Here is a 19,500-nt window from a genome sequence, read left to right on the forward strand (position 1 = left end):
GGGCCAAAGGTTACTGGGAACGGCAGGTCATAAGCCGGCGTCAGTCGTCGTCCAGATGCGACAGAAGCGTATTCCCGCGATAGGATTTGCGGAACAATCCGGCCTCGCTGAGACGCGGGATCAGCTGTTCCAGCGTCAGGTCCAGCGAGTGGGGCGCGCCGCCCGGCACCGCGATGAATCCATCAATCGCGCCCGCCTCGAACCAGCGGGTGATCTCGGCAAAGGCATCATCGACTGTGCCGATGATCTGCCAATGGACCGAGGTCAGGATCTCGGGCCGGGCCAGCAATTCGGCGGCGGTCGGCTTGGTGTCCCGGATGATCTGGCGCAACAGGTCGCGGTGATGCGCGCTTTGGCCGGGGCCAAGATCGGCGGGCAGGTCGGTGACGGCGACGCGCCGGTCATCGGGCCAGTTGGACAGGTCCAGCCCGGTCGCATCGCGCAGCCGCGCGACCCGTTGGCCGCGATTGACCCGGCGATGCGTTGCCTCAAACAGCGCCCGCGCCTCTTCGCGGGTATCGCCCAGATAGAGACTGAGCCCCGGCAACATGCGGATATCGCGCGGCTGGCGGCGATGGGCGATGGCGCGCGTGGACAGTTCGGCACGCATCTGGCTGGCAGATGCCAGATCGGGCGCCATGGCAAAGACCATATCGGCGACCTGACCAGCAAAATCGATGCCGAATTTCGACCCCCCCGCCTGCATCAAGGGCAGGCGCGGCCCGGGCCATGCGGGCAGATTCAACGGGCCCTGGACCGAAAAATGCGCGCCGCGATGATGGATCGGCAGGATCAAATCGGTATCGGCGTAACGTCCGGAATCGCGATCGACCAGCAGCGCCTCGGACGGGAAGCTGGCCCAGAGGCGTTGCACCACTTCGGTGAATTCCACGGCACGGGCATAGCGCGCCTCGGAGGATGGCATATCTGCCTGGCCGAAATTCTCGTTGCCTTGCAAGGCGGTCACGACGTTCCACCCTGCGCGGCCATGGCTGAGCCAATGCAGCGACATCAACTGGCGTGCCGTCAGATAGGGATGCCCGAAGGTGGTGGAGATGGTGGTGATCAGCCCGATCTTTTCGGTTTCCCGTGCGATCGAGGTCATCAAAAGCGTGGGGTCCAGACTGGAAAACCCGAAAGAGTGTTCCATGATCGGCAGCGGCAGAAAGCTCGCATCGGGGCGGAAGACAAAATCGAGATGCGCGGCCTCGGCCCGTTTGGCGACATCCAGCGCGAAGTCGCTGGAGTAAAGCCCCTCAATGTTGCTGTCGGGCAGTCGCCAACCTTCGAGGCTGAGCCAGGTGGGGGCCAGCGACATGCCGATGCAGAGTTTCGGTCGGAGCTTCATGGTCCTGCCTGTCTGATGCAAGAGGCCGGTCCGGGCGAACGCCGGGCCGGCGGATGGTCATTTGCGGACGCCTTAGAAGGTGCCGCGGATGCCGATGCCCACCATGCGCGGGGCGGTCATGCTGCCTTGCAGGAAGGGCACGGTGCCGCGGGCCTGTTCCAGCAGAACCGGCGCGCGCTCGTCCAGCAGGTTGTTGACATAGCCATAGAGCTCCATGCTGTCACTGAACTTGTAGCTGGCATGGATATCGACCAGGGCGTAGTTGTCGACGGCAAAGGTCGGCGTATTGGCGGTGTTGGAATAATAGCCATCCACAAAGCGCAGCTGGCCGCCCAGATTGATCCGGTCGGTTGCATCCCAGCTTGCGCCGAGCGAGATGGTGCGGCCGGGGGCACGGGCGAATTCATTGCCCTCCCAAACCGGATAGGCCGAGATCTTGTCGATCTTGGTCTTCAACAGGCCGGCGCTGGCGCGCAGGGTCAGCGTATCGGTCGGCTGATATTCGGCACCCAGTTCCAGGCCATAGGAATGCGATTCCTCTGCGTTGAAGGTCTGGGTGTAGAAGCTGGTTCCGATCAGCTGCGAGACGCTGTGCTGGGCGTTCTTGTAATCCATGTAGAACAGGTTGCCGGTCAGGAACAGCTTGTCTTCCATCAGGCTGGCACGGGTGAACAGCTCGTAGTTCCAGACGGTTTCCTTCTTGAAATTCGTCCAGGTCTTGGTGCCGCCGAAGTCAAGTGAGACGCCGCCGGGATTATAGCCCTTGGAGATCATCGCGCCGATGGTCAGGTCATCCGATGCCTCATAAGAGAGGGCAAGTTTCGGCAGGACCTCATCGAACACCTCGTCATAGGCGACATCGGTCTTGGCGAAGAAGGGCGACACGTCACCATGGCGGCGGATGTGGTCACGCTGGTAGCGCAGGCCACCCGACAGGGTCCAGCGGTCATCGATCTTCCAGCTCATCTCGCCATAGATGCCGAGGTTGTTCTTGCGGTCGCGGAAGGTCGAAGGGCCGCCCTGATCCAGCCATTCGTCCTGATCGGTATAGGCGATGTAGACGCCCGCCACCGCGCTGATCCTGTCATCGGGGGTGCCAAAGGTCAGCTTGGTCTCGTTGGAGTAATTGTCCTGATCGACATCGGCATCGCCCATGCCGACAGTGCCGATCCGGCGCGCCACATCCGAGGTGGAATATTGCAGCTTGTTGGACAGCTGCAGACCATTGCCGAAATCATAATCGATATCGAGGATCGCGGTGTCGGTGGTTTGGTCCCAGCCCGGCATCCAGATCGCGACAGAGCGCAGATCGTCAAATTCCGGGTCCTCTGCCGCGCCCTCTGCGCTTGGGCGGATCATGTTCGACTTGCTATAGGTCAACTTCACCTCAAGCCCGTCGATATCGGTCGGCCGCCACAGCAGCTTGGCGCGGCCAGTCACGGTGCGAAAGTCCTGGCCGATCTCGTTCTGGACAAAGGCCGGGTTCACATAGTCGATAAATGTGTCGCGGGCCGAGTAATCCAGCGCGATCCGGGCAGCCAACTGATCATTGATCGGGCCGGACCAGGCCAGAGAGGCGCGGCGCTGGTTGTAATTGCCGAATTCCAGCCGGTAGGAGCCTTCGGGTTCCCAGCTCGGGTCATTGGTGTTGACAATGATCGCGCCGCCAATGGCATTCGCCCCCTGCGCCGTGGTTTGCGGGCCACGGAACACCTCGATGCTGGCAACATCCCAGGTGGCGGTGCCGCCGAAATACAGCTCATTATAGCTCAGGTAATGGCCATCGATATTGATGGTCGCGCGCGGCACGGCACCGGCGAAAAAGGCATTGGCGCCGGTATGCGGGCCTTCGGCATTCTGGCCACGGATCACCGGGGTCGAGACGCTGTCAGTATAGATCACGTTCGGCACGCCCACGAGGGCCGTGCGCACATCATCCTTGCCGGTGGCGTCCTTCTGCAATTCTGCGCCGGTGACAAGCGTCACCGATGAGGGGGTTCCGCGCAGATCGCGCAGGATCTTCTCGCCGGTCAGATAGACCGGGGCGAGGGTGACGATATCGCCATCTGCTGCGCCCGGATCCTGTGCAAGCGCAGGATGGGCGATGAGAACGGCGAGGATGCTGAGCAGGCTGGCGCGATGCGTCAACCGGGCACGCTGGGTGTTTGGCATGGTGTTCCCCGAAAAAGCTGGTGAGCACATGCGGAAGCGGGCGGTCAGGCTGGCGGCATATGACGATGTTCCGAATTGCATAACGCATTCCGCATGTCAATTTACGGAAAGCCTTTCCCCTTTACCGCTGGCAGGGTGGGGCGGTAATGTCACGCGATGCGGGGCCGCGCCCATATGTCTGGGGTCGGTTCCTGCGGGCCAAGGCAAAGGGATACCAAGGCATGATGGAGTTCGAGCTTTTTCCCGACGAGGATGCGAATGCGTCCGGGCAGAAGCGATCCACCACGATCCAGTCGATCTCTGTCGCGATGCGGTTCCTCAGCATTCTGGCAGAATCGGGCCGGGCGCTGCCGCTGGCCGAGCTTGCCCGCCTGTCGCGCACCGGGCGTTCCACCGCGCATCGCTATATGCAAAGCCTGGTGAAAGAGGGGCTGGCGATGCAGGACCCGGTTTCCAGCCATTATGATCTGGGGGCGGCCGCGCTTTCCATTGGGATTGCCGCGTTGCGCCGGGTCGATGCGGTGGAAATGGCCGGGGTTCAAATGAAGCAACTGGCCGAAAATCACGCGATGAGCGGCGGTGTCGCGATCTGGACGGATCGCGGGCCGACACTTGTGCGCTGGTATCGCAGCGCGCATTTCGCGATCACGCCGCTTGGGCTGGGCGATGTGCTGCCGATCGACAACACGGCCTGCGGCTATGTCTTCCAGTCCTTCCTGCAACGCGCGCAGATCGAGGCCGCGCGCCGGGTGCAGCCCGCGCATTTCCGCGGCACCGCCCCCGGCAAGGCGGTGACGGACCGCATTCGCCGTGAAGGCTGGGCGGAATTGACCAGCCATCTGCTGTCGAATGTTACCGGGCAAGCGGCCCCGATCCTGGATGCGCAGGGGGAGCTGAGTTGTGTGGTCACTACGGTGACAGATCTGGGAAAGCTGAACGCGCCCGAAGACCGGCTGGCCTTGCAAGATGTTGCACGACTGATAAACCGCGCAACAGGCGGGCAAGGCAGCTTCGGTTAAGTCGCTGTTCTTGCGCGCGGAATGATCATTGGTCGCCCGGTCAGCGGGTCATCCATCACCAGCGCAGACAGGCCGAAAACCTGATGGATCAGCTCTGCGGTCACGATCTCGGGCGGTGCGCCTTCGGCGATCACCGCGCCATCACGCATCGCAATCAGATGCGTGGCGTAGCGAAAGGCAAGGTTCAGCTCGTGCAGCACCGCGACGATGGTGCGCCCTTCGCGGTTCAGTCGTGCCAGCAGGTCCAGCAGCTCCACCTGATGCACGATGTCAAGGAAGGTCGTGGGTTCATCCAGTAACAGGATCGGCGTTTCCTGCGCCAAGGCAGTGGCGATCCAGACGCGCTGGCGCTGCCCGCCGGACAGTTCGGCCACCATGCGCCCGGCCAGATCGGCGGTGCCGGTGGCCTCCAGCGCGGCAAGGGTTGCGCGCGCATCCTCGGGCGACCATTGCCGCAAAAAACTTTGATGCGGGAAGCGCCCGCGCGCCACCAGATCAGCCACGGTGATGCCATCGGGGGCATTGGGCGATTGTGGCAGCAGGCCAAGGCGGCGCGCCACTTCGCGCGAGGGCAGCGCAGTAATCGCCTTGCCGTCCAGCACAACTTGCCCCTTTTCTGGCGGCAGCAGCCGTGACAGGGCGCGTAGCAGGGTGGATTTGCCGCAGGCATTCGGCCCGACAATCGCGGTGAAAGAGCCATCCGGGATGGCGAGCGAAAGATCGCGCGAGATGACACGCGCCTGATAACGCAGCGTCACGGCATCCGCATGGAGGCGATGCGACATGGCGGGTTCCTCATCATGAGGGAATATCGATGACTGATCGTATTGCATTGCGGAAAGCTGTCTGCAATATGGAATCAGCCAAAACGCGACCGGCCCGGGCAACCGCCCCATGCCGTGCCAGTAGCCATCCCGGACAGACCCCATAGACAAGGGCCTGCGGCGCGCCCGCAGGATGAGATGCCATGGCCAGCATGATGGACAAATCCGCCGCCGAATCCGTCGAGGACCGCACCGGCCTGTTGGAGCAGGACGATCACATGCGCGGGATGGAGCGTCTGGAGATGGAGGTTCTGGGCATCACCCATCCCTTCGCTTCGGTCGCGCGGGTGGCAGGGCGGATCGCGCCGCTGGACCCGGCCCCTTGGATGCCGCCCAATCAGGCGGTGCGTATCGCGGTGGAAAACCCCGAAGGGCTGCGCCCGGTGGTGCGGGTCTACACGATCCGCTCCTATGATCCGGCGGAGAGCATCATCGAGATCGATTTTGTCATTCACGCGGATGACAGCCCCGCCATGCGCTGGCTGAAGGCCGCCGTGCCGGGCACGAAACTGGGCATGATCGGCCCGCGCCAGCATTTCGTTCCGGCGGTCCAGGGCGGCAAACCCGCAGCGATCTTTGCCGATGAGACCGCGATCCCGGCGGTCTGGTCGATCCTGACGGCATGGCCCGCAGGTGCCCGCGCCTCGGTCTGGGTTGAGACCGCCGATCCGGCAGCCTTTGCCGAGCTGCCCGCGCCGGAAGGGGTGGAGTTGCACCTGTTGCGCCGTGCCGCATCCGAGCCACCGGGCAGCACGGGCCGTTTGCTGGCCACCGCGCAGTCGCTGGAAAACCCCGGCAGCTGGACGGTCTGGGCTGCGGGGGAGCGGCAAGAGATGCGCGATCTGCGCAATCATTTCCGTGTCGCGGGCGTGGCGCGCGACGCGATGCAGGTGTTGGGTTATTGGCGCAAAGGCATGAGCAGCTCTGACCTCGATCGGGTGCGGCTGGCCGAATACGAGGCGCTGGTGGCCGCAGGAAAGCGTCTGGAAGACGTGCCCGATATCGATCTGCCCGTCTGAGCAATTCGTCAGTCCGATCGATGTGCCGGTCTGGCAGGCCCAGCAATCTGATCGATCCGCCGGTATAGGCGCAGCCCCAAGGCCCAAGGAGTATTTCCCATGTTCCGGCACTTCGTCATCGGCTGTCTGGCCGCCCTGCTGCCGCTGTCTGCACTGGCCGAGACTGACGGTTGGCCACGCACGATCCCGCATGTCGCAGGGGATCTTGTGCTGGAGGCCGCGCCGCAGCGCATCGTCTCCACCGCGCCCAGTCTGACCGGCATCCTGCTGGCCATCGAGGCGCCGGTGGTGGCCAGCTCCAGCGCTTTGGTCGGGCCGTTGACCGATGAGAACGGGTTTTTCCTGCAATGGGCCGAACCCGCGCGATCGCGCGGGGTCGAGGTGCTTTATCGCAACCTGACCTTCGATATCGAGGCGCTGATCGTCGCGGACCCCGATCTGGTGATCGCCTCGGCCACGGGGGGCGATTCCATCCTGCCCTATGTCGGTGAATTGCAGGCGCAGGGCATTCCGGTGATGGTCCTGGATTACTCCGTCACCAGCTGGGAGGAACTGGCGCGCCAATTGGGCCGTGCGACCGGGCATGAGGCCGGCGCGGACAAGGTGATCGCCGATTTCGCTGCACGGGCAGCGGCAGAGAAGGCCGCGCTGATCCTCCCCCAAGGCACGGTCAGCATCGTCTCTTACAATTTTTCGGGCACCTATGCGGTGGCGAAGCCGACCAGCCCGCAGGCCAAGGTTCTGGCGGGCCTTGGCTTTACAGTGACCGGCCTGCCGGAGGCGATGAAAGCCGAAGTGGCGCGGTCGTCGGATTTCGACTTCATCTCGCATGAAAACCTTGCCGCCGCGATTTCCGGTGACGGGGTGTTCCTGCTGAGCGCGGGGCCGGAGGATGTGCGCGCCTTTGTCGAGGATCCGGTTCTGGCCAATCTTCCGGCGGTGAAAGAGGGCCGGGTCTGGCCATTGGGGCCGACCTCGTTCCGGGTCGATTACTATTCGGGCCTGCAGATCATCGACACCGTGGCACCCTATTTCCGTAAATGAGCCTGCCCCCGCCCGCAGATCCCGCCGGGCGGTCGCGTCCGCGCACCTTATGCCGGCCGGTCTGTCTGACCGGACTGCCGGTTCTGGTGCTGCTGGTGCTGGCAAGCCTTGCCATCGGCTCGCGCCCGGTGCCGCTGATCGAGGTGTTGCGGGCGCTGACCGCTTTTGACCCCGGCAATGACCTGCATCTTGTCGTGCGGGAATTGCGGGTGCCGCGCAGCCTGCTGGCCACGACCGCAGGCGCGGCGCTTGGACTTGCGGGCGCGGTGATGCAGGCTGTTACCCGCAATGCGCTGGCAGAGCCGGGGCTTCTGGGCGTCAATGCGGGTGCCGCGATGGCGGTGGTTCTGGGTGCCTCTGCCTTCGGACTGACATCCATGCTGCATTACGTCTGGTTCGGGTTTCTGGGTGCAGGTGTTGCGGGCGTTGCTGTCTTCCTGCTGGGCCGGGCGCAGACCAGCGGCACCGATCCCGTCCGGCTGGTTCTGGCCGGTGCGGGCCTGTCGGTGCTGATGGGGGCGGCCACCGCCTTTGTCATCCTGAATGCGGCGTTGGAGGTGCTGGACATGTTCCGCAACTGGGGCTCCGGCGCGCTGGAAGGGCGGGGGCTTCCTGTCGCGCTGATCATGAGCATGGCGCTGGTTCTTGGCGGTGGTCTCGCGCTGGCGCTGGCGCGGGATCTGAACGCGCTGGCCTTGGGCGATGAGGCTGGGCGCGCGCTTGGGGTAAAGCCTGCACGGATCTGGGCGCTGTCCTGCCTTGCCGTGATGCTTCTGGCAGGGGCGGCGACCGCCGCCGCCGGACCGATCGGCTTTGTCGGCCTTGTCGCGCCGCATCTGGCACGGGCGGTGACTGGGCCGGACAATCGTGGCGTGCTGCCGCTTTCGGCGCTGCTGGGGGCATCGGTCCTGCTGGCCGCCGATATCATCGGCCGCGTGGTAGCCCCGCCGGATGAGGTTGCGGCGGGTGTGGTCGCGGTCATTCTGGGCGGGCCGTTCTTCATCTGGGTTGTGCGTCGCTTCAGGCTGGCGCGGCTATGACGGGGCTGGCGGGGCAAAGGGTGATCCGACTTGCGGGGCGTAGCCTGATCTGGCAGCCGCGTGTGGTGCTGGTCTGCCTCGGGCTGCTGCTCGCCTGCGCCGGGGCCGGGGTATTGCTGCTGGGCAGCGGCACCATCCGCATCGCGCCGGGCCAAGTCTTGGCGGCGCTGACCGGCAACGCGCCGGATGAGACGGTGAACCGCCTGATCGGGCGCATCCGTCTGCCCCGGATGCTGACGGCGGCGCTGGTCGGTGCGGCGCTTGGCATGGCGGGGGCGGTGTTCCAGTCGCTGTCGCGCAATCCCTTGGGGTCACCCGATGTGATCGGCTTCACCACGGGCGCGGCCAGCGGTGCGATCTTGCAGATTGTCCTGATAGGCGGCGGGCCTGCGCAGATCACGCTGTCGGCGATGGCCAGTGGCATCGCCACCGCCGTGGCGGTGCTGGCCCTGGCCTATCGGCGTGGCGCAGGGCCCGGCGGCGGCTATCGCCTGATCCTTGTCGGCATCGGCATGGGCGCGCTGCTGTCGGGGATCAACACGCTGTTGCTGGTGAAAGGCGATCTGGAACGGGTGATGTCGGCGCAGCTTTGGCTGGCCGGGTCGCTGACCGCCCGCAGCTGGAGCCATGTCTGGATTGCGGCCAGCGGGCTTTTGCTTTTGGTGCCGATTGTCCTGTGGAACGCACGCAGCCTGGCCTTGATGGAGATGGGCGAGGATATGGCTCGCCAGCTTGGGTTGCGGGTGGTGCGCACGCGGATGGTATTGGTTCTGGCGGCGGTCGGGCTGACCTCGGTCGCCACGGCCTGCACCGGGCCGATTGCCTTCATTGCCCTTGGCGGGCCTCAGATCGCGCGGCGGTTGACCGGATCATCCGGCGTGCCGCTGGTGTCGGGGGCGATCACCGGCGCGCTATTGCTGCTCTGCGCCGACCTTCTGGGTCAGAACGCGCCGCTTGGCCTTACCATGCCGGTCGGCCTGACCACGGGCTTTCTGGGTGGGCTATACCTGCTGGTGCTGCTGGGCTTTTCCGACAGGCGCTAAGGCGATGTGGTTGGGGATCGCAAGCCCGGCGCTGTGTCATGGCGCGCGGGAATCGTCGTGGCACATCGCGGGCAATATCATGCGTGCAAGGGCTGAGGGCGCGGCGGCGCAAGCCTCCTTTGGTGTTGGTCTGAAATGGGCTGGCACAGACGGATTTGGTTCGATTTGCAGAGATCGCGCGGCGAAGCAGGCTTGGGGGAAGCGCGGCGCAGCGAGGATGAATATCGATATAAGTATTTGAATATATAAAATAAATAGCATTCTCTTTCAGCGTTTTTCAGACCCCTGTGACACAGGTTTTTTGAGTGTGGCCCTCCAAAAACGCGATCTGCGATCACAGATCATTGACAGCTCGAAATGCGCCATGCTACGCCTTGATGCAAGAAAAGGGCGTGCCGTCACGACGAGGCGGCCCCGATCTTCGGCGGCGCGGCCATGCGCCTGCCGACATAGTTCTGATGTTCCTTGGGAGGAGAAACTGATGAATATCGCTGTGCCGCCCGGTCTTCTGGGCGCGGAGGCTGCTGCCTTCCTGCAAAGCAAGCACCAGATGCTGATTGGTGGAAAATGGGTCGATGGCCAATCCGGCAAGACCTTCGACGTGTTCGATCCGGCGAATGGCCGCAAGATCACCAGTGTTCCAGAAGCCGATAAATCCGATGTCGACCGTGCCGTGGCCGCAGCACGGCAGGCCTTTGACCATGGGCCATGGACGAAAATGACGCCGACCGAACGGTCGGTGCTGATCTGGCGTCTGGCGGACCTTCTCGACAAATATGGCGACGAACTTGCGCAGATCGAAAGTGTCGATAACGGCAAGCCGGTGCGCGATGCGCGGGCGGTTGATGTGGGCTTTGGCATCGACCTGCTGCGCTACATGGCGGGTTGGTGCACCAAGATCACCGGCGATGTCATCCCTATGTCGGTGCCGGGCGAATGGCACGCCTATACCCTGCGCGAGCCGGTCGGCGTTTGCGCCCAGATCGTGCCGTGGAACTTTCCGCTGCTGATGTCGATCTGGAAGATCGCGCCTGCCTTTGCGGCTGGTTGCACGGTGGTGCTGAAGCCTGCGGAACAGACCCCGCTGACCGCGCTGCGCCTGGGGCAGATCATTCAGGAGGCGGGCTTCCCGGATGGCGTCTTCAACGTGGTCACCGGCGATGGACGCACCGGGGCTGCCCTGGTCGAACATCCCGATGTCGACAAGGTGGCCTTCACCGGATCGACCGAAGTGGGCAAGCTGATCGTCAAGGGATCGGCCGGAAATCTGAAAAAGGTTTCGGTGGAACTGGGCGGCAAGTCGCCGCAGATCGTCTTTCCCGATGCCGATATGGATCACACCATCGCGGGCACCGCCTCGGGCATCTTCTTCAATGCCGGTCAGTGCTGCACCGCAGGCTCGCGCATCTATGCCCACAAGTCGATCTTCGACAAACTCATGGCGGGTCTGGCCGATGAGGCGTCAAAGCTGAAGATCGGGCGCGGTCTGCTGCCCGATACCAATATCGGTCCGGTCATCTCGCAAGAGCAGTTCGACAAGATCAACGGCTATCTCGAGGCTGGCAAGCGCGACGGGGCCGAGGTTGTGACGGGCGGCGAGCGTTGGGGCAGCGAGGGGTATTTCATCAAGCCGACGGTCTTTGCCCATACCAACCCGCAAATGTCGGTGGTGCGCGAAGAGATCTTCGGGCCGGTGGTCTGCGCCATGCCCTATGACGATGACGATCTGGACAAGATCGCGCTGGAGGCCAACAACACCCAATTCGGTCTGGGGGCCAGCATCTGGACCCGTGACATGAGCGTGGCACACAAGTTGGCACGCAAGATCAAGGCCGGGACGGTCTGGGTCAATTCCCACCTGACCAATGATGTGGCGCTGCCCTTCGGCGGCTTCAAGCAGTCGGGCTGGGGCCGCGAGATGGGCCGTGAGGCCATCGAACTTTACACCCAGGTGAAATCGGTCGCCATCCGGCTCTGACCCGCGCCTTTTCCTGAAAAGAACTGCACATTCCGGGCCGGCCTATATGTCGGCCCGACAGGAACACATGTCCCATTTACAGGAGGACGAGATGGGAATGATGAATGCATCGGTGCTGAGCGGCGTGCGGTCGCTGGCCCGTGTGGAACAGGTCGAAATCCCGGAAATCGGCGCCGAGGATGCGTTGATCAAGGTTGTGGCCTCGGGCATCTGCCGCAGCGACTGGCATCTGTGGAATGGCGACTGGGCCTGGTTTGACCAGAAACTCTTCCCGACCCTTGGCCATGAAATCGGTGGCATCGTCGAGGCGGTCGGGGCCAATGTGAAGAACATCAAGCCGGGGATGCGGGTCACGATCCCCTTCAACCTTGCCTGCGGCAGCTGCCCCTATTGCCGCAAGGGCCGTCAGAACCTTTGCGACAACCAGATGGTGCCGCATTCGCTGCCGGGTTCGGGGGGCTGGGCCGAGTATATGCGCGCGCCCAATGCCGATATGAACTGCATCCCGCTGCCGGAAGGCGTGGACGAGATGGCAGCCGCAGCCCTCGGTTGCCGCTTCATGACCGCCTGGCGCGCGGTGCAGTCGCAAGGCGCGGTGCGCGGTGGTGAGACGGTCGCGATCTTCGGTTGCGGCGGCGTGGGTCAGGCTGCGGTGGAAATCGCCTCGGTTCTGGGCGCACGCGTGATCGCGGTCGATGTTGATGACCGCAAGCTGGCCAAGATGAAGGAACTGGGTGCTGATGCGGTGGTGAATTCCGGCGGAATGTCCGGCGAGGAAGCGGCGCAGAAAGTCAAGGCAATCACCGATGGCAATTGCGGTGTCGATCTGGCGGTCGATGCGCTCGGCATTCGCAACACCATGATCGGCGCGCTGATGAGCCTTCGCAAAGGCGGGCGGCTGTCGCAGGTCGGCCTGACCTCGCAGGCAGAACAGGGCAAGGTGTCGTTGCCGACCGACCTGATCGTGGTCAACGAATGGGAGATCCGCGGCAGCCTTGGCAACCCGCAAAGCGGCTATCACGATCTGCTGGCCATGGTGGCGCGCGGCAAGCTGAACCCGACCAGGCTGGTCTCGGAAGAGGTGAAGCTGTCGGATGTGTCCCGCGTGCTGGATGACATGGATAACTTCCGCACCAATGGCTATGTGATCATCACCGACTTCACCTGATCGGGCATGGCCTGATCCGTCCGACGTTCCCGGCGCACCCGCGTCCGGCATGTGACTGACCGGCCCGCCGCATCTTGCGGGCCGGATCCAAGAAGGCTTGCCGCGGGGAGGCGGCAGGCGATCCCGCCCCATCATCAGCAGAAAACAGGTCCGGCCCTTGCGCGCCGGGCAAGGGAGGAGAACATCATGACGAACGAGAACACCCCGCAACACGACAGTCATCAGCCCGCCTCGGTCACCGAAGCCCGGCTGGCGCTGTCGCGTCGCGGCTTCATGACCGCCGCCGCCACGGCGGCCGCGGCCAGCACGCTGGCGCTTGGCGCGGTGACCATGGGTGGCATGTCGACCCCGGCCCGTGCGCAGGCCAAGGACCCGAAGGCGCTCAAGTTCGGCGCGGCGCTTGGCTGGACCGCATTCGATTCCGGCACCCATATGCTGAACGGCTACAAGGATGCCGTGGCAGAGATGGGGGGCGAGCTGACCATTTCGGATGCGGGCTTTGACCCCAACAAGCAAAGCCAGCAGATCGATGCCCATATCGCCAACCGCCCCGATGCGCTGTTCATCACCCCGGCGGATGTGGTGGCGATCACCCCGGCGATCAAGCGCGCCACCGACGCCGGCATCCCGGTCTTCATCGGTGACAGCCTGTCGATCGGTCCGGCCTTCACCAATACCGTGATGTCGAACCAGTTCGGCATGGGCGAATACACCATGAACTTCATCGCCGAAAAACTTGGCGGCAAGGGCAAGGTGGCCACCGTCCGTCTGCCCGCGAATGAAACCTGGGACCTGCGCTCGCACGGGATGCGCGCGGCGCTGGCCCGCCATCCGGGGCTGGAGCATGTGGCCGACTGGGCCTATGCCTTCAACGGCAGCACCACGCCGCGTCAGGCGGTCGACAATATCCTGACCGCGAACCCCGATATCGATGCGATCTGGTGCGCCTGGGATGGCGCGGCGGTCGAGGGCGCGCTGGCGATCCGGGCTGCGGGCAAGCAGGATCAGGTCATCATCACCGGCATCGATGGCGGCAAGCAGGCCTTTGAATATATCAAGGCGGGCACCTCGCTGAAGATCACCATGGGGCAATCGCTCTATGAGGTGTCCTGGCTCAATGTCTTCTACGCCCACCAGTTCCTCGCCGGGAACCCGGTGCCACGCATCGTCATCAGCCCGGTCTATCCGGTGACCTATGACCAGCTGAAGGACATCGATATCCCCGACGATTTCGACAAGCCGGGCCGCGCGCAGGAACTCGGCTGGGTTCGCGCGCTCTGATCCGCAAGCGATGGGGCCGGGGGCGCATCGCGTCCCCGGCTGACAGGAGGGGAGGAAGACATGACAAATCCCGTGCTGCGGATGCGTGGCATCCAGAAGCGCTTCGGGCCGGTGAAGGCGCTGGACGGAGTGGATTTCACCTTGGCTCAGGGCGAGATCCACGCCCTGCTCGGCACCAATGGGGCCGGAAAATCGACGCTGGTGAAGATTATCTCGGGGCTTTACCAGAAGGATGACGGCACGATCGAAATTGCGGGGCAGGAGGTGGAGATCGCCTCGCCCGCCGATGCGATGGCCAAGGGCATCGCCGCCGTCCAGCAACACCCCGAGCTGATCGACGATCTGACCGGGGTCGAGAACATCTTTTTCGGGCATGAAGGGGCCAATCCCGGCCTGTTCCGCCGCATCCGCACCAATGACATGCGAAAGCGCGCGCAGGATCTGCTGAAGCGTTTTCCGATCGATATCGATCTGGATCGTCCCGTGGCCGAAATGGGCGCGGTGGACCGCGAGATCGTGGCGGTGCTGCAGGCGCTGACCGGCGATCATATCCGCGTGCTGATCCTGGACGAGCCGACCTCGACCCTGACCGAACGCGAAAAGGCCAGCCTTTACCAACTGATGCGCGCGTTGAAGGAAGGTGGTATCTCGATCATCTATATCACGCACCGTCTGGAAGAGGTGTTCGAAATTGCCGACCGCCTGACGGTGTTCCGGGGCGGGCGCAATGTGGTGTCGATGAGTTCCACCGAGGCGCGCGATGGCGCAACCTCGCTGGTCGAACACCTGCTGGGCGAGGCACCGGGGGATCTTTACCCCGCGCTGGCAGATACCCCGCCGGGTGAGGTCTTGCTGGATGTGCAGCATCTGACCGCGCAGGGCGCGTTTCGCGACATCACCCTGCAGGCGCGGCGCGGCGAGATCCTTGGCGTTTATGGCCTTGTCGGCTCTGGCCTTGATGAGCTGTCAAAGGCGTTGTTCGGCACCTTTGATGTCGATAGCGGCCGCGTGACCTTCAAGGGCCGCGAGGGGCTGTTTGCCTCACCGACCGAGGCCTTGAAGGCGGGCATCTTCCTTGTGCCGGGCGACCGGCGCACCGAGGGCCTCGCGATGAGCGATGATGTGGTGTTCAACACCGTTCTCGCCAATCTGGGCCGGGCCTCGCGCCCCGGCGGGCTGATGCGTTGGGCGCGCCCGCGCCGGGCCACGGCGGAGCTGGCCGAGCGGCTGGCGCTGCAACCGCCGATCCTGTCAAAGCGCGCGCGGGAATTCAGCGGCGGCAATCAGCAGAAGATCGTGATCGCCAAGGGGCTTTACGCCCAGGCCGACCTTTACATCTTCGTTGAACCCACCGTGGGCGTCGATATCGGGGCCAAGGCCAAGCTTTACGCAGTGATGCGCGAGCTTGCGGCAGAGGCGGCGGTGATCGTCATGTCCTCGGACGGGGACGAGGTCCATGGCCTCGCCGACCGGCTGATCGGGCTGTATCGCGGCGCGGTCGTCTATGACGCGCCAAACGGGCCGGGCGCGCGCGACCGGCTGCTGGCATCGGGCATGATGGGGAAACTGGCAGCATGACACAGCTATCGCTTCGCAATCCGCTGACGATCCGCATTGCGGCCTTCGTGGCGCTGGTGGTGCTGGTGGCGGTGATCTTTCACGCCACCGCGCCGAATTTCCTCAGCATGACCAACATCACCGCAATCTTCCGGCACATGTCGGCCTCGGGCGTGGCGGCATTGGGTCTGACCTTCGTAATCGTGGTCAGCCGGTTCGACCTGTCCTTTCCGGGCATCGCGAGTTTTGGGGCCATGACCATGGGCATGTTGATCGTGCTGGGCTATCCGCTCTGGCTCGCGATCTTTCTGGCCGTTGCCGCAGGCACGGTGCTGGGGCTGATCAACGGGGTCGCCATCGGCTATTTCAACCTGCCCGATATCGTCACCACCATCGCGGTGGGTTCGGTCGCCCTTGGCCTGTCCTTCCTTTACAGCGGCGGCATGACGCTGTCGGACAATTTCATGATGTCCGGCATTCTGGATGTGAATGACGCCAAGATCCTTGGGATTTCCGGCCCGGTCTTCATCATGGTCATGCTCTATCTTGCCGCAGGGATCGTGCTGCACGCCTCGCGCTTTGGCCGCGGGCTTTATGCCACCGGCGAGAATGCGGTCTCGGCGCATTATTCCGGCATCCGGGTCAAGGCGCTGATGGCCTTTGCTTTCGTGATGTGCGGCGCGCTTGCCTGCTGGGCGGCGGTGATGCTGTCGGCACAATCGGGGCGCTCGGACGTCACGGCGGGCAATGGGTTCCTGATGCCGGCCTATGCCTCGGTCTTCCTTGGTGCTGCGCTGTTCGGGCGGCCTTCGGCCCCTGCGACCTTCGCCGGGGCGCTGCTGATCTCGATCATCCTGAACGGCTGCACGCTGCTGGCCATTCCCTACTACTACAGCGACGCCATCATCAGCGCGATCCTGATCACAGCCATCGCCATCTTCGATCCCCGCATCGTGGCGGCCCTGCGCCGGGTCTTTGCCGGGCGCGGCACCCCTCGCCACAGCAAGGAGGCCTGATCCATGTCCGATACCATGCTTGTTTCCCGACAGCCCGCGCGCGGCCTCGATCTGGGTGGATTTCTCGCCCGCTATGGGTTCCTGCTGCTGCTGGTTCTGGCCATCATCGGGCTGTCCATCGCGATGCCCAACTTCCTTGACGGAAACAATGTGCAGCTGATGCTGCGCGGCATCGGCATCTCGGCGCTGATGTTTCTGGGCCTGACCTGGGTCATCGCCTCCGGCAAGATCGACGTGAGTTTCATGGACTGCGCGGCGCTGACCACCATGGTTTGCGCAAGCGTGGTCGCGGCAGGCCATGGCTGGCTGGCCGGAAGCCTGGCCGGTCTGGCGACCGGGGCGGTGCTGGGGGCGCTGAACGGGTTTCTGGTGGGCTATGCCGGCCTGCCGCCGCTGATCACCACCATCGCGACCGGCAGCCTGGCCAAATCGCTGGCCTGGGTGCTGGGGGCGGGGGCCTCGCTGCCGCTGGGCGGGCAGGGCGGCTTCGTTCACAGCTTCCTTGCGACCAGCGTGGGCGTCGTGCCGTTGCTGACCATCGTTACCGTCGCAATCTATGCCCTAGCCTGGTATGCGCAGGATCGCCTGACCTTCGGCCGCTACCTTTATGCGTTGGAACGCAATGAGCGCGCGGTGGTCGAGGCTGGCCTTTCGGCCCGCAAGATGACCCTGCAACTGTTCATCTTCTCCGGGCTTTGCGCCAGCGTTGCCGGTATCCTGCTGACCGCCAACCTCAATTCCGGGCAGCCTGCGCTTGGCGGCTCCTACTTCCTGGACGGGCTGACCGCCGTGCTGCTGGGGGCCATCGTGGTGAAGGTCGGCAAGACCAATGTCATCGGCACCTTTACCGGCGTCGCCTTCCTTGCGGTGCTGGTCAGTGCAGGTGCGATGCTGGGTTGGCAGAACTATGTCCGCGAGATCATCAAGGGCACGGCGCTGCTGCTCGGGGTGATCGTCATCTTCTCGCTGAAAAGGAGGGGCGGTCATGGCAAAACCCACTGATCCCGCCACGCAAGCCACACGGCCAAGCGGCACCGTTGCCATCATCGGAACCGGCTTCATCGGCCAATCCTGGGCCATCGTCTTTGCCCGTGCGGGGCTTGATGTGCGCCTTTACGACGCCGATGCCGCCCAGACCGCCAAGGCGCAGGACTATATCGCCCGCATGTTGCCCGAACTGGCACAGGCAGGGCTTCTGGGGACGGCCACGGCTGCTGAGGTGGGACAGCGGATCAGCGGTGCCACGACTTTGGCCGCAGTCCTGGACGGTGTGTTCTACGTCCAGGAAAACGCGCCGGAGCGGTTGGACATCAAGCGCAAGGTCTTTGCCGAACTTGATGCCGTGGCGGCACCGGACACGATCCTTGCCAGCTCAACCTCGGCGCTGCTGCCCTCCAGCTTTACCGCCGATCTGCCGGGTGCCGCGCGTTGCGTGGTGGCCCATCCGATCAACCCGCCGCATCTGGTGCCTGCGGTCGAGGTGGTTCCCGGCAGCGGCACGTCCGAGGACACCGTGGCGCGCACCGCCGATCTGATGCGCGCGGTCGGTCAGGCCACGGTCGTCATGCACAAGGAAATCGACGGTTTCATCGTGAACCGCCTGCAAGGGGCGCTGCTGCACGAGGCCTTCCGTCTGTTTGCCGATGGCTATGCCGATACGGAATCCATTGATGTCTGTGTGCGCGATGGTCTGGGGCTGCGCTGGTCCTTCATGGGACCATTCGAGACCATCGACCTGAACGCGCCCGGCGGCGTCACCGATTACATCGACCGCTATGGCCCGTTCTACCACCGGCTCTGGCCGGGGGCGGGCAATCTGCCGGACTGGCAGGCGGTCGGCGCTCAGGTGGAGCTGGAGCGCACCGCGCTGCTGCCCCGCAATGAGATGCCCGCTCGCCAGATCTGGCGCGACAGCAAACTGATCGAATTGGCTGCCGCAAGGTTGAAGCCGCAACAGGACGCAAAGTGAAGGCCTGAGAAAATGGCAAAAACGCCGAAAACCATCATCACCTGCGCCGTCACCGGCGCGATCCATACCCCTTCGATGTCGCCCTATCTGCCGGTCACGGCGGAAGAGATCGCCGCAGCCGCGATCGAGGCGGCGGAGGCCGGGGCGGCGATCGTCCACCTTCATGCCCGCGATCCCGAAACCGGCAAGCCCGATCAGACGCCCGAGGCCTTTGCCCCCTTCCTGCCGCGCATCAAGCAGGCAACGGACGCGGTCATCAATCTGACCAGCGGCGGCAGCCCCTTCATGAAGATCGAAGAGCGTATCCGCCCGGTGACCGAATTCAAGCCCGAGGTCGCCTCGATCAACATGGGGTCGATGAACTTTGCCTTCTTCCCGATGCTGGACCGTTTCAAGGAGTTCAAACATTCCTGGGAGGCCGAGCATCTGGAAGGCAGCCGCGATCTGGTCTTTCGCAACAGCTTCAAGGATATCGAATACGGGCTGCGCGAGATGGGCGATTGCGGCACGCGGTTCGAGTTCGAATGCTACGATATCAGCCATCTCTATAATCTTGCGCATTTCGCGGATCGCGGATTGGCAAAACCGCCCTTCTTCATCCAGAGCGTGTTTGGCCTGATGGGCGGGATCGGGGCGCATCCGGAAGACGTGGCGCATATGCGGCGCACGGCGGATCGGCTGTTTGGTGACGCCTATCAATGGTCGGTGCTGGGCGCCGGGCGCAACCAGATCCGTGTCGCCACCATGGCCGCGACCATGGGCGCGCATGTGCGGGTCGGGCTGGAGGACAGCCTGTGGATTTCGGCGGGCAAGCTGGCCGAAAGCAATGCCGAACAGGTGCGCAAGATCCGCGCCATCGTCGAAGAATTGGGCGGTTCCATCGCCACCCCGGCAGAGGCACGCGAGATCCTTGGCCTCAAGGGTGGCCACGACGTGAACTTCTGAAATCGCGCGCAAGGTGAAATTCTGGCAATCGAAGCGGAACCGACATAATCATGGAAGACAAGCCTCGTCCTCAGGTC

Annotated in this window: 16 protein-coding genes; 13 read left to right on the top strand and 3 right to left on the bottom strand. The window is 63.9% G+C overall.

Going from position 1 to position 19,500, the window contains the following annotated elements:
* Positions 1–40: 40 nt before the first annotated feature.
* Complete coding sequence (locus GBJ34_RS11720) at positions 41–1,348, bottom strand: NtaA/DmoA family FMN-dependent monooxygenase (protein WP_151719463.1); 1,308 nt, start codon at positions 1,346–1,348, stop codon at positions 41–43.
* Between the two features lie 72 nt (positions 1,349–1,420).
* On the bottom strand, positions 1,421–3,520 hold the full coding sequence (locus GBJ34_RS11725) for a TonB-dependent receptor (RefSeq protein ID WP_151719464.1): 2,100 nt from the start codon (positions 3,518–3,520) through the stop codon (positions 1,421–1,423).
* 221 nt (positions 3,521–3,741) lie between these two features.
* Here GBJ34_RS11725 and GBJ34_RS11730 point away from each other — a divergent pair, with 221 nt between their 5' ends.
* The gene (locus GBJ34_RS11730) at positions 3,742–4,539 is read left to right on the top strand and encodes an IclR family transcriptional regulator (protein WP_151719465.1); all 798 of its coding nucleotides are present in this window, start codon (positions 3,742–3,744) and stop codon (positions 4,537–4,539) included.
* Here GBJ34_RS11730 and GBJ34_RS11735 read toward each other — a convergent pair.
* Positions 4,536–5,324: an ABC transporter ATP-binding protein gene (locus GBJ34_RS11735; protein WP_151719466.1), complete on the bottom strand. Its 789-nt coding sequence runs from the start codon at positions 5,322–5,324 to the stop codon at positions 4,536–4,538. The two genes, GBJ34_RS11730 and GBJ34_RS11735, sit on opposite strands and share 4 nt — an antisense overlap.
* Positions 5,325–5,506: 182 nt before the next feature.
* Here GBJ34_RS11735 and GBJ34_RS11740 point away from each other — a divergent pair, with 182 nt between their 5' ends.
* From GBJ34_RS11740 to GBJ34_RS11795, 12 genes are all read left to right on the top strand, one after another.
* Positions 5,507–6,382: a siderophore-interacting protein gene (locus tag GBJ34_RS11740; RefSeq protein ID WP_226341145.1), complete on the top strand. Its 876-nt coding sequence runs from the start codon at positions 5,507–5,509 to the stop codon at positions 6,380–6,382.
* Between the two features lie 99 nt (positions 6,383–6,481).
* On the top strand, positions 6,482–7,426 hold the full coding sequence (fepB, locus tag GBJ34_RS11745; protein ID WP_151719467.1) for a Fe2+-enterobactin ABC transporter substrate-binding protein: 945 nt from the start codon (positions 6,482–6,484) through the stop codon (positions 7,424–7,426).
* Positions 7,423–8,466, top strand: a complete 1,044-nt coding sequence (locus tag GBJ34_RS11750) for a FecCD family ABC transporter permease (RefSeq protein WP_151719468.1) — start codon at positions 7,423–7,425, stop codon at positions 8,464–8,466. The genes fepB and GBJ34_RS11750 overlap by 4 nt, the downstream gene beginning before the upstream one ends.
* Positions 8,463–9,509 carry a FecCD family ABC transporter permease gene (locus tag GBJ34_RS11755; protein ID WP_151719469.1) on the top strand — a complete coding sequence of 349 codons (1,047 nt, stop codon included), beginning with the start codon at positions 8,463–8,465 and terminating at the stop codon, positions 9,507–9,509. The genes GBJ34_RS11750 and GBJ34_RS11755 overlap by 4 nt, the downstream gene beginning before the upstream one ends.
* Positions 9,510–9,990: 481 nt before the next feature.
* A complete protein-coding gene (locus tag GBJ34_RS11760) occupies positions 9,991–11,487 on the top strand; it encodes an aldehyde dehydrogenase family protein (protein ID WP_151719470.1) in 1,497 nt (498 codons plus the stop codon).
* Positions 11,488–11,578: 91 nt separating this feature from the next.
* Positions 11,579–12,655: an alcohol dehydrogenase catalytic domain-containing protein gene (locus tag GBJ34_RS11765; protein ID WP_226341146.1), complete on the top strand. Its 1,077-nt coding sequence runs from the start codon at positions 11,579–11,581 to the stop codon at positions 12,653–12,655.
* A 186-nt stretch (positions 12,656–12,841) separates the two neighbouring features.
* A complete protein-coding gene (locus GBJ34_RS11770) occupies positions 12,842–13,936 on the top strand; it encodes a sugar ABC transporter substrate-binding protein (protein WP_151719471.1) in 1,095 nt (364 codons plus the stop codon).
* 60 nt (positions 13,937–13,996) lie between these two features.
* Positions 13,997–15,514 carry a sugar ABC transporter ATP-binding protein gene (locus GBJ34_RS11775; RefSeq protein ID WP_151719472.1) on the top strand — a complete coding sequence of 506 codons (1,518 nt, stop codon included), beginning with the start codon at positions 13,997–13,999 and terminating at the stop codon, positions 15,512–15,514.
* Positions 15,511–16,509 (top strand): ABC transporter permease, encoded by a 999-nt coding sequence (locus tag GBJ34_RS11780; RefSeq protein WP_151719473.1) that lies wholly within the window; start codon positions 15,511–15,513, stop codon positions 16,507–16,509. The genes GBJ34_RS11775 and GBJ34_RS11780 overlap by 4 nt, the downstream gene beginning before the upstream one ends.
* Before the next feature lie 3 nt (positions 16,510–16,512).
* Positions 16,513–17,511, top strand: a complete 999-nt coding sequence (locus tag GBJ34_RS11785; protein ID WP_151719474.1) for an ABC transporter permease — start codon at positions 16,513–16,515, stop codon at positions 17,509–17,511.
* Positions 17,495–18,478, top strand: a complete 984-nt coding sequence (locus tag GBJ34_RS11790; RefSeq protein WP_151719475.1) for a 3-hydroxyacyl-CoA dehydrogenase — start codon at positions 17,495–17,497, stop codon at positions 18,476–18,478. Before GBJ34_RS11785 ends, GBJ34_RS11790 begins: the two co-directional genes overlap by 17 nt.
* Before the next feature lie 12 nt (positions 18,479–18,490).
* Positions 18,491–19,423, top strand: a complete 933-nt coding sequence (locus GBJ34_RS11795; RefSeq protein ID WP_151719476.1) for a BKACE family enzyme — start codon at positions 18,491–18,493, stop codon at positions 19,421–19,423.
* The last annotated feature ends 77 nt before the right edge of the window (positions 19,424–19,500 follow it).

It is taken from the genome of Gemmobacter serpentinus (genome assembly GCF_008973825.1).
Taxonomy (GTDB): domain Bacteria; phylum Pseudomonadota; class Alphaproteobacteria; order Rhodobacterales; family Rhodobacteraceae; genus Gemmobacter; species Gemmobacter serpentinus.

Bases quoted from the DNA above. Each gene is read 5' to 3' on its own strand.
- GBJ34_RS11735 (WP_151719466.1), bottom strand. From the start codon at position 5,324: ATGTCGCATCGCCTCCATGCGGATGCCGTGACGCTGCGTTATCAGGCG.
- fepB (WP_151719467.1), top strand. From the start codon at position 6,482: ATGTTCCGGCACTTCGTCATCGGCTGTCTGGCCGCCCTGCTGCCGCTG.
- GBJ34_RS11770 (WP_151719471.1), top strand. From the start codon at position 12,842: ATGACGAACGAGAACACCCCGCAACACGACAGTCATCAGCCCGCCTCG.
- GBJ34_RS11760 (WP_151719470.1), top strand. From the start codon at position 9,991: ATGAATATCGCTGTGCCGCCCGGTCTTCTGGGCGCGGAGGCTGCTGCC.
- GBJ34_RS11725 (WP_151719464.1), bottom strand. From the start codon at position 3,520: ATGCCAAACACCCAGCGTGCCCGGTTGACGCATCGCGCCAGCCTGCTC.
- GBJ34_RS11755 (WP_151719469.1), top strand. From the start codon at position 8,463: ATGACGGGGCTGGCGGGGCAAAGGGTGATCCGACTTGCGGGGCGTAGC.
- GBJ34_RS11765 (WP_226341146.1), top strand. From the start codon at position 11,579: ATGGGAATGATGAATGCATCGGTGCTGAGCGGCGTGCGGTCGCTGGCC.
- GBJ34_RS11740 (WP_226341145.1), top strand. From the start codon at position 5,507: ATGGCCAGCATGATGGACAAATCCGCCGCCGAATCCGTCGAGGACCGC.
- GBJ34_RS11795 (WP_151719476.1), top strand. From the start codon at position 18,491: ATGGCAAAAACGCCGAAAACCATCATCACCTGCGCCGTCACCGGCGCG.
- GBJ34_RS11730 (WP_151719465.1), top strand. From the start codon at position 3,742: ATGATGGAGTTCGAGCTTTTTCCCGACGAGGATGCGAATGCGTCCGGG.
- GBJ34_RS11775 (WP_151719472.1), top strand. From the start codon at position 13,997: ATGACAAATCCCGTGCTGCGGATGCGTGGCATCCAGAAGCGCTTCGGG.
- GBJ34_RS11720 (WP_151719463.1), bottom strand. From the start codon at position 1,348: ATGAAGCTCCGACCGAAACTCTGCATCGGCATGTCGCTGGCCCCCACC.
- GBJ34_RS11790 (WP_151719475.1), top strand. From the start codon at position 17,495: ATGGCAAAACCCACTGATCCCGCCACGCAAGCCACACGGCCAAGCGGC.
- GBJ34_RS11785 (WP_151719474.1), top strand. From the start codon at position 16,513: ATGTCCGATACCATGCTTGTTTCCCGACAGCCCGCGCGCGGCCTCGAT.
- GBJ34_RS11780 (WP_151719473.1), top strand. From the start codon at position 15,511: ATGACACAGCTATCGCTTCGCAATCCGCTGACGATCCGCATTGCGGCC.
- GBJ34_RS11750 (WP_151719468.1), top strand. From the start codon at position 7,423: ATGAGCCTGCCCCCGCCCGCAGATCCCGCCGGGCGGTCGCGTCCGCGC.